Consider the following 13383-nt stretch of genomic DNA (forward strand, 5'->3'; position numbering starts at 1 on the left):
GGGCGGGCAGGGGGGCCTTGGTCTGCTCGGCTCTGCCTGGGGTCAAGGCGTGCGTGCTGTCTTCTCGCTCGCGTTGGTTCGAAACGAGGTTTCCTCCTGGTGGGACGCGGCGTCTGGGTATGGTGCTGGGCGCTCGTGGCCCTGCTGGGTCTCACGGGCTGCGACCCGGGGACGGAGCTGACGTCCTGTGCCGCCGACTGCGAGGGCGCGGCCTGCGCGGCCTGTGTCACGTCCCTTCCCGAGGAGACCGCCCGGCCCGCGCTCGCGTGTGATCAGCTCCCCGCGCCGTCACGGTGCCTGGGGCCTCGCGTGCTGGAGCGGTGTGAAGGTGGCGCCGTGCACCGGGAGGACTGCGCCGAGGACACGACCTGTGTCGAAGCGCCTGAGGTCGCCTGTGTCTCGGGCTCGGCGTGTGTCGACGGTGTCTCGCGGTGCACGGAGTCGCGGACCCTGCAGGTGTGCACGAATGGCCGTTGGGTCGCGCGGGCCTGTGACGTGGCCTGTAACGCCGCGCCGGGCCGGGGCTTCTGTGGCGCGCCCGGGCCCACGTTGAGCGGCACGGTGCGCTACGCCCGCCGCTTCCCGGATGCGGAGTTCCGCACATGGGCCCTGGAGTGGGACCCCGTGCCCGCGCGGGGTTTCCTCATCGTGTCGTTCCAGGGCACGAAGGTGCTCGACTCGCAGGTGACGGATGACACGGGCCGCTTCACGCTGAAGGTGTCGTCCTCGTTCGGTGAGGACGACCGCATCGTCGTGTACGCGGCGGGACGGGGACGTGACGGCGCGGTCGCCTACGCGGTGGCGGACCCCGGGCTCCCTGGCGAGCAGTCGGTGACGACGGTGCCGGGCGAAGCGGCCCGCATCTGGAGTTGGTCGCGCACGACGCGCGAGCTGTCCGGACAACCCGTCTTCACCCTCACCGAGTCCGAGGGGTCCGGCGCGGCGGCGGTGTTCGACGTGCTGGGTACGGCCTGGCGCCGGATGCGCGAGCGCTACGGCGGGCGCGATGGCCTGCCCGTGGTGGCGTGGCTGGGCTTCGGGACGACCTGGTCCTGCGGTGCGTGCTTCGCGCCGTGGCCGGTGACGGCGGTGGGCCGGAGCTGGGAGTCGCAGGTGTGGCTGCCGGGGGACTCGGATGCGGCGTGGTGGTCCGACGCGATGGTGATGCACGAACTGGGGCACTGGGTGATGGCCAGCCGGGGCACCAGCCCGGAGGAGGGCGGTCCGCACTTCGTGGGCGTGCCCACCTTCCCGGGACAGGCCTGGAGCGAAGGCTGGGCCACGTGGTTCAGCGCGGACGCGCGCCGCAGCCCACGCTACTTCGACCGGCAGGGCGGGACGATGTTCTGGGTGGACCTGTCCGCGCGAGCCTCCTCGGTCAGCCCGTGGACGCGGCCCCGCGCGGAAGCCGGTCTGCTCCAGTCCGTGGACGAGAACGAGGTGGCCGCCATCCTCTACCGCGCGGCCACCGGCACCTCGTCGAGCCAGCCCCTGTACGACGCGCTCGCCGCGCCCGCGATGAACCGTTCGCCCTGGGCGCGCGGCTACACGCGGCACACCTGGAAGCGGGACGGGAAGGGCGCGCTCACGGACGTGGTGGACACGGGCAAACCTTCACCGTACCTCGCGGACTTTCTGGACGCGCTGATGTGCCAGGGCTTCCCGAGCACCCTGGTGGACGCGGCCACGCAACCCGCCACCGCCTTCCCGTACCCCAGCCACGAACCCTTGTGCCCATGACGCCCCCTCGAAGCGGAATCCCCGGGCCCATGCTGGCGCCGGACCAGGAGGCCCTGCTCATGACATCGCCGCGAAGCGGAAGCCCCGTGCCAATGCATGAGTCCTTGCGCATGACGTCTCCGCGAAGAGGAAGCCTCGCGCCCGTGCATGAGTGCTTGCCCATGACGTCCCCGCGAAGCGGAAGCCCCGCGCCCGTGTCCCCGTGTCCATGAAGCTTCCACGTCCGATGCCGCGAAGCCGGCGCTCCATGCCCCTGAACCTTCTGCGTCCCCTGATGCGGAAACGCGTCGCGGGGGCCGTGCTGGCCCTGGCGCTGGTCGGAGCGCTGTCGGCCGGGATGGCAGCCGGCGCGGACCGCGTGCGGCGCAAGAAGCCACTGCGTGCCTCGGAGTCACCACCCCAGGCGAAGCAGAAACCCGTCCACGCCTCGTCGCCGACGCTCCTCGCGTCCGCGCGCTCCGTGGCGCTCCCCTCGCACGGAATGGATTCATGGGACCTGCCGTCGTCGAACGAGCGCCACGAATCCCGTCCCACCCCCGTAAAGACGCACGCCACGGACACGGTGACAGCCCCCAGCCCCATCGCGCTTACACGCGGCCCGGAGGACGGCGCCACGGTGACGGACAGCACGGCAGGGCCCACGGTGCTCCCTGCAACGGCCCGCATCCCCGCGCCGCTGCACGTCTCCTGGCGCGTGGTGGATGCTAGCGCCGACACGGTACGGCTCGTCGCGCGGTTCGACCGGAGCCCGGGCTTCACCGCGCCCGTGCAGGTCTCCCTGCGCGTGCCGCCGCGAACGGTCCTCCGCGAAGGCCCCACCGCGCCCATCGTCCTGGACGGAGACACGCACGAAGTGCCCTGGACCCTGGGCCTGCCCGCGGGCACGAGCCCCGATGACGACCTCGTGCTGCTGGCGAGCGCCGGAGGTGAGTCCTTCGGCGTCCACGCGGAGGCGCGCTACCGCTTCGGCCGGACGCTCGCGGAGGCACCCCGGCCCGCACCCGCGGGGCCTCCGCTGCCGGACGCCCTCATGCAATCCCGCGAATAGCCCCCTGTCTCCAGGGCAGGACTCCGTTCGTTTTCATGAAACCCGCCAGGGTGGGATTGAAGGTTTTCAAAGAACTCCACGTAGAGTCGTTTGAGCGTCATCGCATCTGAAAAGGGGGCCCCATGACGAAGGTTCATCATCGAGGACCGCAGCCTCACTCCACGCCCGTGGCGCGGAGTGCGCCGCCGCCTCCTCCGCCCAAGGCGCCCGCCAGGGCTCCTGCCGCGCCCCCGCGTCCCGCCGTCCATCCCCATTCGAGGGACGTGTTCGAGCCGGCCCGCCCCGGCCCTGCTCGAGCCGCGGGTGCCTCCGCTCCCGCGAACCGCGCCACGGCCGCCGCGCATCCTTCCGCGAGCCGGACGGCCGACGTGTTCGAGGTCCCCCGCCGCAACGAAGCGCGAGCTGTCACGACCGTGCGTGCGCGGGATGCCACGCCGTCGGCCGGTTCACGGCGGCAGCAGGTCTCGCGGACCATTGAACGGGAGATCCACCGCATGCCCCTGTCCGACAGGGCTCGCGAGCGGCTGGAGCAGACCGCGCTGCACCCGGGCAAGTCCGCCGAGGACCGGCGTGCCGCGAGCGACCTCCGCCGGGTCATCTACTCCACGCGCTCGATGCCTCCTTCCGCCCAGTCGGACCTGGTCCGGCCCTTCGTGAACCACCCCACCGGGAAGGAAGCGCGTGCCGCCGCGGCGCTCACCCGGGACCCGGACTTCCGCAAGGCCTCCACCTCCGAGCGCGAGCTCATGGCCAGCGTCTTCCCCAGCACGAGCCCCGCGACCGCGCGAGCGCTGCCGGCGCTCACCCGGCAGCTGTCGCAGACGAACCTGTCCAAGGCCGAACGCGAGCAGGTCCTCCGCCATGCCTGCTCCGAACAGCGTGACGCGCCCACCCGGGAGGCCACGCGCGACGTGATGCGCGCGCTCAAGGGGCAGCCGGAGGCGGCGAAGAACGCGCTGCTCGAGCCCTTCACGAAGCCCTGGCTCACCGAAGCCCGAGCCGAAGGCGCGCAGGCCCTGGTGAAGAGCCCCGCGTGGAAGCAGCTGGGGCCCACCGAGCGCACCCAACTGGCCCAGGTCTTCTCCGAAGCGCCGGGCCATGAAGGGCTCCGCTCGGTCAAGGTGCTGTCCCAGAAGCCCGAGCGGCTGATGGACCGCGACGCGACGGGCGGCACGCTGCTGTCCAACCTGGCCCGGCTCGCCAAGGGCCCCCTCCATCCAGGCGTGGGCGAGTCCCGGCGCGGGGAGTTGATGCGCGGCGTCCTCCAGGAGACCTCACGCGCCTATCAGGTGAATCAGTCGGGCTTTGGCACCTGCACCGTCACCTCCATGCAGTACGAGTTGGTCCGGGACAACCCGGCCGAGTACGCGCGCATCGTGGCGGGCCTCGCGGGGCCCAACGGCCGCGTGGACATGCGGGGCGGGGGAACGCTCGAGTTGCAGGCGGACTCGCTCCCAGAGAACGCGCTCCTGGACCGTTCGTTCAGCGAGGCCCTGTTCCAGTCCTCGTTGATGGAGTTCGCCAACGGCGCGGACGAGTACCACGTGCAGGGGCCCCACGGAGACGAGTCCATCCGCCCCGACGGCACCACGTATCAGGGGCAGTACGGGGACGGGATGGTCCGGGCCTCCAGCGCCCTCTTCGGCAAGCCGTTCACCGACTGGAGCACCACCGACCTGTCACGGGATGCCCAGCTGGACTTCCTGCGCAAGTACCAGCCGAAGGGGCCCAATGATCCGGTGCTCATCTCCTTCGACACGAACGGGGCGGCGGTGGAAGGCGGCGGCCACGCTGTCACCTTCGTGAAGGTGGAAGGCGACCGCGTCTTCTTCCGCAATCCCTGGGGCCCCACGGCTGACCCCAAGGGCACGGAGGAGGACTTCGGGGCCCGCGTGGAGAAGGGCTCCACGGGGCTCTACTCCTTCTCGCTGGAGCAGTTCCGCGAGCGCGTCTACGCCCTCACGGTCCCGTCGGAGGCGGCGGGCTTCGGAGGCCGGGCGGTCGCCTGAGCCAGCCTCAATCGATGTTGAAGTACACGTCGTCGATGGCGCCGTGGAACTGGTCGTTGTTGTTCCCGGCGCTCTTGGCCCCGATGCCGACGGACTGGCCCGTGGGGTTGATGTCGTAGGTGCTGGCGAGCAGCGCGCTGCCCCGGGCCACGTTGTCGATGAGGATGGTCAACGTGGTGCTGGTGCGCTGACACGTCACCTTGTGCCAGACGCCATCCGCGATGCCCACGGACGCCTTGACGATGACGGCGTCCGCGCCGCCCGTGGTGCGCACCACGCAGCTGGGCTTGCCCGTCACCGCGTCGTCCAGCTGCAGCTTCCACTGGGGCGTGGAGGAGAGCCCCTTCTGCACCAGGTTGGAGCCGTGGTCCGTGCTCAGCTCCGCGAGCGTCACGCGAACGCGCGCCCCGAAGGAGAACAGCGCCGTGCCCGGGTTGAGCGCCGCGGAGTCCGCCGCGCTGATGAACGCCTTCGCGCACGTCGTCCCGACACAGACGGCCGGGAAGCGCACGCCCTGGCCCTCGTAGCCCGGCGTCTCCACCACGACGGTGCCGCCGTTGCTCGCCTGCACGGTGCCCGTGTGGCCCTTGCCGCTGTCGTCCACCACGGTGGTCACCGGGTCGGACACCGACTCGAACTTGTAGCGCAGCTTCTGGCTCACCGCGCCCGCCGTCAGCGGGCCCAGCATCAATACCGCGGCGAATCCCATCCGCACCTTCATGACGTACCTCCCCAGGGACTGCGTGAGCGTGCCACTCCAGCACGGACTCAACCCCTGGGGGAGCGGGAAGGCTTCCCCGCCGCGCACGTCACGGCACGTCGACGGCCAGCTTCTGCAGCGCGGACTTCGCGTCGGCGTGGTCCGGCTGCAACTTCACCGCCGCTTCGTACTCCTTCTTCGCCTCGGGCTTGCGGTTGGTGGCTTCCAAGAGCTGCGCGAGCGCGAAGTGCGGCTCGCCCGCGCTCGTGTCCACCTGCGCCGCGCCCCGGAAGGCCTTCTCCGCCTCCGGCAGCTTGCCCTGCCGGTACAGCGTGTGCCCCAGGTACAGGAGGCCCAGCGAGTTGCGCGGCTCCACCGCCAGCACGTCGCTCAGCACCTGCAGGGCCTTGGATTCGTCACCGCCGCGCAGGTACAGGAAGCCCAGCTCCGCGCGGGCCTCCAGCTGCGCGGGGTCCTTCGCCACCACGGCCTCCAGCTCCGGCACCGCCAGCTCCGGCCGGCCGCGCCGCGAGTGCAGGATGCCCAGCCGCGCCAGCGCCGCCGTGTCCGCCTCCTCGCCCTGCGCGGGCGTCAGCAGCTTCTCCGCCGCCGCGTAGTCGCCCATGGAGAGCAGCAGGTCCGCCAGGCCCAGCTTCGCCGCGCGGTGCTTCGGGTCCTCCTGGAGCACGGCCTCGTAGAGGGGCCGCGCCTGGGCGCCCACGTGCTTCTTCGCGTACGTATCCGCCAGGGCCAGCCGGTTCTCCACCGTGGGCTGGAGCTTCACGCAGTCCGTGTACTGCGCGATGGCGCCGTCCAGGTCGCCCTTGGCCTTGAGCGCGTCGCCGTAGCCCGAGCGGGTGCCGGGGTCGTCCGGGAAGGTCTCCACCGCCGTCTTCAGCGTGGCCACCGCGTCGTCCACCTTGCCCAATTCCAGATAGGCGCGCGCCAGGCCCTGGTAGGCCTCCGTCGTCTTCTTGCCGTCGTCGGCGCTCTTCTCGATGGCCTTCTGGAACGCGGACACCGCCTGCGTCTTCTTGCCCTGCGCCAGGTACAGCTGGCCCAGCTGCGTGTACGGGCCGCTCGCGCGACGCGGCTCCAGCAGCAGCGCCTTCTCGAAGGCCTTCGTCGCCCGGGCGTTCTCCCCCAGCTGGAAGCACGCGAGCCCCAGGTTGAAGTGCGCCTCCGCGTACTTCGGATCCAACGCGATGGCCTTCTGGAACGCCTCGGCCGCCTTGCGCGCGTTGCCCTGGCCGTCCAGCACCACGCCCAGGTTGTTCTGCGCGCGCGCGTGCTTCGGGTCCGCCTTGAGCGCCGCCTGGTACTCCGCGAACGCGCCCGTGACGTCGTTCTCCCGCATCAGCACGACGCCCAGGTTGTAGTGCGCCTCCGCGTCGCTGTCCTTCTGGCGGATGGCCTCGCGCAGCGTCTCCTTGGCCTCGGCGGCCAGGCCCTTCTCCGCCAGCGCCTTGCCCAGGTTCACCCGCGCCACCTGGAGCGCGCCGTCCAGCTTCAGCGCCTCGCGGTACGCTTCGATGGCGTCGTCCGTGCGGTTCGCGCGCTGGAGCACTTCCCCCAGGTTGAAGCGCAGCTCCGCGTCCTTGGGCGCCAGCTCCGTCGCCACCGAGTACTGGGTGATGGCTTCATCCGTGTCGTCCTGGATGCGCGCCAGCAGGCCGCGCTCCGAGCGCAGCGTGGCCTCCTCCGGGAAGGCCGCCAGCGCCGCGTCCAGCACCGCCTTGGCCTTGGGCACGTCACCCGACAGCCGCAGCGCGCGCGCCAGCGCCACCTTCGCCGGCACGCCGTCCGGCGTGAGGCCGACGAGCTTCGTCAGCGGCGCGACCGCGCGGCGCGGCTGGTTCTGGGACAGGAAGGCCGTGCCCAGCTTGTAGAGCGCGTCAGGGTCGTCCGGGAGCTTGTCCGCGCGCGGAGCCGCCACGGGCTTCTCCGGCGGAGGCGCCTCCGGGGCAGGGGCCTGGGCCGTCAACAACTGGAGGAGGAGGACGCCGGCTTTCGTCATCACAGGTTCTCCACGTACGGGCTGGCACGCGCGTCGAAGGTCTTCTTGGCGAGGGCGGCCTTCTTCGCCTCCCACGCCTCCTTCGCCGCCTGCGCTTCCTTCGTGTCCCCGGCGAGGTTGGCGCGCTGTTCCTTCACCGCGGCCTCGCACTCGGACACCTGCTCCTCGAAGTCCTTCGGCTCCAGGCGCTCACTGCCCTGCACCTTCGCCTTGCGCGCCGCGGTCAGCCGCGCCAGCTCGAAGCGGGCGAAGGCGCAGCGCAGCGACAGCTGCTCCACCTCGCGCAGCCCCACGTTGAGGCGCTGGTGCGCGCGCAGGTACTCCACGCGGGACTCGGACTCCGCGATGGCCAGCTGCGCCACCTCGCGCGACGACGCGTCCGGGGCGCGGTCCTCCTCGTCCTCGGCGGCCTCCTGGCGGGACTTCGCGCGGCGGATGTTGTCGCGCGCGCGGTTGACCTCGTTGTCGGCCTCGTCCACGCGGTCGATGGCCAGCGCCAGGTCGTTCTCCGCCTCCAACAGCTCGATGCGCGTCTCGTACGGCAGCTTCTTCACCAGCGTGTCCGGCACGCGCATGCCGTAGCTCGGGCCGCAGGCGGCGGTCAGGAGGGACAGGCTGAGGAGCAGGTGGCGCTTCATGGAGCAGTGGCCTCGAAACGGCTGAAGATGGTGCGGCCGGAGTAGACGTCGGTGCCGTTGGTGAAGGTGACGTTGAACTCGCCCGACACGCGGTCCCCGGTGGTTTTCGGAAGGGACTTCACGAAGAGGTTGCCGCGCACGAGCGGCGGGAAGGGACGCACCGGTTCGTCCAGCACGCTGCGGTCCACGCTGCCCCGCTGCGAGCCGTCCTCCAGCGCCTCCGCCAGGTCGATGTCCAGCGAGCCCGCGTACTCGTTGTCCGGCAGCATGTCCGCCACCCGCGCGCTCACCTTCAACACCACGTCCTGCCCGCTGCCCTGCGTGTTGACGAAGCTCACCGCCAGCGTGCCCTCCGCGAGGGCCGCCTCCGTGCGCTGGTAGCGCAGGTCGAGCAGCTCCGTCACGCTGCCCTCCAGCTTTCCGCCCTCGTCACCACACGCGGGGGTGACGAGCAGGGCCAGCACCGGAGCGATGAGGCGGAAGGGCGCGCTCACTTGCAGGCCTTCCATCCGGCGTCCACGTCCGGGCCGTTGAGCGTGCCCATGTCCTTGAGCACGGCCAGCTCGCGGCGCGCGCCGTCCGTGTCGCCGAAGCGGCAGCGCAGCGCGGCCAGGTTGAGGCGGGCCTTGTCGTAGGTGGGGTCCGCCTCCAGCGCCTTGGCGTACGCCGCGCGGGCACCCATGGCGTCACCCAGGTTGAGCATGGCCCAGCCCAGCGCCGCGTGCGCGGACGCGCGCGTGTCCTGCAGCTCCGTCACGCGGCCGAAGGTCAGCTGCGCCATGCCGTACTGGTGCGCGTCCAGGTAGCCCATGCCCAGGGCCTCCAGCGCCTCGGCGGTGAGCACCTTCTCCGCCTTCTTGCGCAGGTCCTCCAGCGCCGCGGGCTGCGTGGGCGCGGCCGGCTGCGGCACCGGCAGCGCGGCCACGTCCGTGCGGTTGCGGCAGCCCACCACCGCCGCGTTGAAGACCTCCAGGGACTCCGCGCGGGACAGGCACGCCTTGAAGGCCTCGTCGGAGCGGGCCTTGAGCGGCGCCACCTGCTGCTTCACCGCGTCCTGGAACTGCTTCGTCTCCGCGGCGGACAGCCCACCGGGCACCGGCGTCTGGTCCACCACGTCCGCGATGTGGCCGTACGCCAGGGCGATCTTCCACAGCGACGCCACCGCCCACTCCGGATACCCGAGCGACGCGGCCTGCGTGTACACGCCCTCCATGGCCTGGAGCGCCGCGACCTTCTCCTCTACCTTGTCCGCCGGCAGGTCCTTGTAGCCGCGGTAGAGGATTTCGCCCAGGTACCAGAGCCCCTTGGCGGCCTCTTCCGTCTGGCCGTTGGGGCCCTGCACCGCGGCGGTGAGGGTGGAGATGAGCGCGTCCGGCGGAGCGGTGGGCGCCGTGGTGGCCTGCACCTCCGCGAGCACCGCCGCGGCGGCCACGTTGTTCTTGTCCAGCTTGATGGCCGTCTCCGCCGCCGTCTTCGCGCGGGCGTAGTCCTTCTGCTTCAGGCGCGTTTCCGCGAGCAGGGCCAGCACCTCGCCCTTGCGCGCGCCCGAGGCCTCGGCGGCCGTCTCCAGGTTGCGGGACGCTTCCTTGTACTCACCCAGCGCGATGCGCAGGCGGGCGCCGGCCATCCAGCCGTCCACCGACGCCAGGTCGCCGCTCAGCTTCTGGCCCACCTGTTCGAACCAGCCGGCCGCCTCGTTGAAGGCCGCGGCCTCCGCCGCGTGACGGCCCAGCGTCAGCAGCACGTCCGACAGGTACTGGCTCTTGGGGTAGGACTGCACCAGCTTCGTGCCCAGCTCGCGCTCGCGCGGCAGGTCGCGCTTCTCGCGCGCGGCGGTGAACGCGCCGTAGAGCGCCTTCTCGCCGATGTCCGTGTTCTTGTTCTCGTCCGCGACCTTCATCAGGCCTTCGATGACGTCGCCCGTCTCCTGCGCGCTCTGCAGGGCCAGCTCGTCCAGGGCCTCGGCCTTGCTCTGCGTGAGGATCTTCTGCACCTCCCCGCGGAAGCCTTGCGGCAGCGAGGACGCGAGGAACTTGCGGCCCGTCTCGTCCAGCTTCTTGAAGTCGTTCACCTGCCGCAGGCTGTCCAGGGCCAGGTTGCCCGCCACCGGCGCGTCCTTGTACTGCGGGTGCGCCAGCGCGAACGCGGTGAACAGCTCCGCCGCCTTCGGGTACTCGCCGTCCTCGTAGTAGGCGCGCGCGATGTTGAACTTCACGTCCAGCACGTGCGGGCTCTGCGGGTAGCGCGACACGTAGTTCGCGCCCAGGAGCTTCAGCGCCTGCCGCGCGTCGGCGACCTCGAAGGCGTTGCGCTTCTGGGCCTCCTCCGGCTTGAGCGTGGAGAAGTGCGCCAGGAGCGCGCCGTACATCGCCGTGTCCACGGCCTTGTCGTCCTTGGCCTTGTCCTCGTAGCGGGCCAGCTCCTCGAACTGGCGCGCGGCCTCCGGGAACTCCTTGGCGGCGAAGAGCGCGTCCGCGCGGTTCTTCATGATGGGCCGCACGTACTGCTCCGGCCGGAACAGGCCCAGGTACTCGCGGTAGGCGTCCGCGGCCTTCACGTACAGGTCGCGCGAGTCCGCCTTCTGCGCCGCCAGGTGCACCTGCGTGGACAGGTCGCGCGCCATCTCCTCCAGCTCCGCGAGCTGCTTCTTGCGGTCCGCCTCCGCGATCTCCGGGTCGGTCTTGCTCTGCACCGCGGCGCGCACGAGGAAGCGGATGTCCTCCGGCTCCGGCATCACCTTGCCCTTGGCGGCCTTGAGCGAGTCATACAGCTTCTGCCCGCGCTCCAGGTCCAGCTCCGGGTCCGGCTGCACTTCCATCAGCTTGCGCAGCGCGGGGATGGCCCACTCGTACTGCTGCTTGATGAAGTAGCGGTTGCCCAGCTTGTCCAGCGCGAGCGCGTACGTGGCGCGGCCCTCGCTGAGCTTCTCGAAGTAGTTGAGCGCGCCCTTGGGGGGCTTGGCCTCCGTGTAGCTGTAGACCAGGTCCAGCAGCGCCTCGCGCTTGACGTTGAGCGCCTTCTTCACGTCCACGCCGGGCAGGGGCGCGCTGGCGGCCGCCGCCTCGAAGAACGTCACCGCCTCCGCGTGCTTGGCCTGGTTCACGCGGATCCAGCCCATCTTGTAGCGGGCCAGGTCGTGCACCGGCGACGGCGGCAGCTCCAGGATGGCCTGGTAGTGCTTCTCCGCCTCGACGAGGTCCGCCTTGTCGAAGAAGTGGTCGCCCAGAATCTGCTCGGCTTCCAGGCGCAGCGGGCTGTTGGGGTACTTGCGCGTCAGGTCCCCCAGCGTCTTGAGCATCTCGTCGAACTGGCCCAGCTCGCGCTGCTCGTGCGCCAGGTAGAACGTCACCTGGTCCCCGTCCTTGAAGTCCGGGTACTCGCGCAGCAGGCGGTAGTACATCTGCACCGCCTTCTGCTTCATCAGGCGCGTCTCCGGGGAGACGATGGCGCCCGTGGCACCCTCCGGCCGGGACTCGGCCTGGAGGTAGTACACGTAGCGGCTCTTCTCGACGTAGAGCTCCGCCAGCCGGAACTGCAGGTCCGGCAGGTACGGCGCGTTGCGGCTCTTGGAGATGAGCTTCTCCGTCTCGCCGATGGCGCGGTCCACCTTGAAGATGTCGCGCTTCAACTTGGCGATGAGCTCCTCGCGCTCCTTCGCCTTGGACACGATGGGGTTGGTGTTGGGTCCCACGCGGCCGCTGGGGCCGGGGGCCGCGGCCGCGAGCAGCGCGGCGGTGATGAGGCCGGTGAACGGGCCGGTCATGGGGTTTCCTCGATGCAACGGCTCTCGATGCGGACCCGGTAGGACTTGAGCTCGTCGTTCCAGTATTCGTTGTCGAACTTGAAGGCGACCTGCGCGGGCGACAGCAGCTCTTCCTCTTCCGCCGCCACCACCTGGGCGCCCTTCTTCACGCGCTCGTACAGCTTGAGGCCGACCTCGTACTCCATGAGGCGCACCTGTTCGGCGGCGCGCAAGAGCGTGTCCGCCTCCTGGCGCACGGCCTCCTGCAAGCGGGCGTCGTACACGCGCACGGCCTCCGCGTGGGACAGGTCATACAGCCGCGTCAGGTGCCCGAAGAGCCGGTCGCCGAAGCTGCCGGCGTAGCGGCCCAGGCGCTCGCCCTCCAGGTCCAGCAGCGACACGAACTTCGCGGCGCGCTGGGTGCCGCCGTGAGCGTTGGCGGCGCGGCGCAGGCGCGCGTCCTGGCTCAGGTCCTCGCGGTTGCGCACGGACTCCAGCGAGTCCGCGTACCGGCGCGTCAGCTCCTTCGCCGCGCGCTTGGCGGGCAGGTAGTGGCACAGGTCGCGGAAGATGAGCGCGCGCAAGAGATACTTGTCCGGCATGAACTCATCGCGGAAGGTGGGCGCGTCCAGGGTGGTGAGGATGCCCAGCGCCGCGCGCAGGTCGCCCAGCTTGTAGCGGGTCCACGCCTCCTCCAGGTAGAGGCTGGCGCGGCCGGGGTCCAGCTCCGGCAGCTTCACCTTGCCGTACGCCTCCAGCGCGCCGGGGAAGTCCTTCTTCTCGTAGCGCAGGCGGGCCACCGCGAGCGCCGCCTCGTTGCGCGCCTCGCGGGTGAGCTTCTCGTCCTGGGACAGGGCGAGGAAGTCCTTCACCATCTCCTCCGGCGGATCCTTCACCTGCTTGAGCCGCGTCACGAGCAGCGCGAACTTCGCGTGGCTCGCTTCGGCGCTCGTCTCCGGCAGCTTGGAGAAGTGCGTGTTCGCCCAGCGCTCGTTGCCCACGCGCAGGTCCACCAGGCCCTGCTGGTAGTGCGCGTAGGCGCCCGTCTCGTCCGGGAGGAAGCCCAGGTCGAGCGCGCCGAAGACCTGCTCGTCGATCATCACCTCGTCGTGCGGCCGGTCCGTCAGCCCCTTCAGCGCGTCCAGCGCGCGCGGCAGCACGTTGGGGTTGGAGCGCTCGCGCGCGATGCGCGCCAGGTACGTGGCGCCCGCGTGCGTGAGCCCCAGGTCGATGAGGCTCCTGGCGAGGAAGTACTGGCCCCAGGCGTAGTTGTCGTCGGTGCGGGGCGTGGCCTGGAGCCACGCGTACAGCGGGCCCGCGGCGTCGCGCGGCTTGCCGTCGAAGTACGCCTTGAGCGCGTTGTCGAAGGTGTCCGGCGCCACCTTCTGCGGCGGCGGGGGCGGGGCTTCCGCGACGGCGGCCTTGGCGGGCGCGGGCGCACCGGCGGCGGTGCCCGCGTCCGTGGGGCCGGGCGTGCCCGCGTCCGTGG

The 13383-nt window shown here is 71.0% G+C and carries 9 protein-coding genes; 3 read left to right on the forward strand and 6 right to left on the reverse strand.

Going from position 1 to position 13383, the window contains the following annotated elements:
• The first annotated feature begins 135 nt into the window (after positions 1–135).
• From D7W79_RS27230 to D7W79_RS27240, 3 genes are all read left to right on the forward strand, one after another.
• Positions 136–1740, forward strand: a complete 1605-nt coding sequence (locus D7W79_RS27230) for a hypothetical protein (RefSeq protein ID WP_244221989.1) — start codon at positions 136–138, stop codon at positions 1738–1740.
• Between the two features lie 247 nt (positions 1741–1987).
• Positions 1988–2788, forward strand: coding sequence for a hypothetical protein (locus tag D7W79_RS27235; protein WP_120528317.1), 801 nt, complete (start codon positions 1988–1990; stop codon positions 2786–2788).
• A gap of 494 nt (positions 2789–3282) precedes the next feature.
• Positions 3283–4797 carry a hypothetical protein gene (locus tag D7W79_RS27240; protein ID WP_120528318.1) on the forward strand — a complete coding sequence of 505 codons (1515 nt, stop codon included), beginning with the start codon at positions 3283–3285 and terminating at the stop codon, positions 4795–4797.
• A gap of 7 nt (positions 4798–4804) precedes the next feature.
• Here the strand turns inward: D7W79_RS27240 and D7W79_RS27245 are convergent, their stop codons facing one another.
• The 6 genes from D7W79_RS27245 to D7W79_RS27270 all read right to left on the reverse strand — a co-directional run.
• Positions 4805–5518, reverse strand: a complete 714-nt coding sequence (locus tag D7W79_RS27245; RefSeq protein ID WP_120528319.1) for a laminin G domain-containing protein — start codon at positions 5516–5518, stop codon at positions 4805–4807.
• 88 nt (positions 5519–5606) lie between these two features.
• A complete protein-coding gene (locus D7W79_RS27250) occupies positions 5607–7514 on the reverse strand; it encodes a tetratricopeptide repeat protein (RefSeq protein ID WP_120528320.1) in 1908 nt (635 codons plus the stop codon).
• Positions 7514–8152: a hypothetical protein gene (locus D7W79_RS27255; RefSeq protein ID WP_120528321.1), complete on the reverse strand. Its 639-nt coding sequence runs from the start codon at positions 8150–8152 to the stop codon at positions 7514–7516. The genes D7W79_RS27250 and D7W79_RS27255 overlap by 1 nt, the downstream gene beginning before the upstream one ends.
• A complete protein-coding gene (locus tag D7W79_RS27260) occupies positions 8149–8646 on the reverse strand; it encodes a hypothetical protein (RefSeq protein WP_244221990.1) in 498 nt (165 codons plus the stop codon). Before D7W79_RS27260 ends, D7W79_RS27255 begins: the two co-directional genes overlap by 4 nt.
• Entirely contained in the window at positions 8643–11915 is a 3273-nt protein-coding gene (gene bamD / locus D7W79_RS27265) for an outer membrane protein assembly factor BamD (RefSeq protein ID WP_120528323.1), read from the reverse strand. Before bamD ends, D7W79_RS27260 begins: the two co-directional genes overlap by 4 nt.
• Positions 11912–13383: hypothetical protein (locus tag D7W79_RS27270; RefSeq protein ID WP_244221991.1), on the reverse strand; the 1472-nt coding region annotated here is incomplete at its 5' end. The genes bamD and D7W79_RS27270, both read right to left, overlap by 4 nt.

Origin of the sequence: Corallococcus exercitus (genome assembly GCF_003611585.1) — a bacterium.
GTDB lineage: Bacteria > Myxococcota > Myxococcia > Myxococcales > Myxococcaceae > Corallococcus > Corallococcus exercitus.

Excerpts from the sequence above, each read along its gene's own strand:
- D7W79_RS27255 (WP_120528321.1), bottom strand. The coding sequence starts at position 8,152 with ATGAAGCGCCACCTGCTCCTCAGCCTGTCCCTCCTGACCGCCGCCTGC.
- D7W79_RS27250 (WP_120528320.1), bottom strand. The coding sequence starts at position 7,514 with ATGACGAAAGCCGGCGTCCTCCTCCTCCAGTTGTTGACGGCCCAGGCC.
- D7W79_RS27245 (WP_120528319.1), bottom strand. The coding sequence starts at position 5,518 with ATGAAGGTGCGGATGGGATTCGCCGCGGTATTGATGCTGGGCCCGCTG.
- bamD (WP_120528323.1), bottom strand. The coding sequence starts at position 11,915 with ATGACCGGCCCGTTCACCGGCCTCATCACCGCCGCGCTGCTCGCGGCC.
- D7W79_RS27235 (WP_120528317.1), top strand. The coding sequence starts at position 1,988 with ATGCCCCTGAACCTTCTGCGTCCCCTGATGCGGAAACGCGTCGCGGGG.
- D7W79_RS27240 (WP_120528318.1), top strand. The coding sequence starts at position 3,283 with ATGCCCCTGTCCGACAGGGCTCGCGAGCGGCTGGAGCAGACCGCGCTG.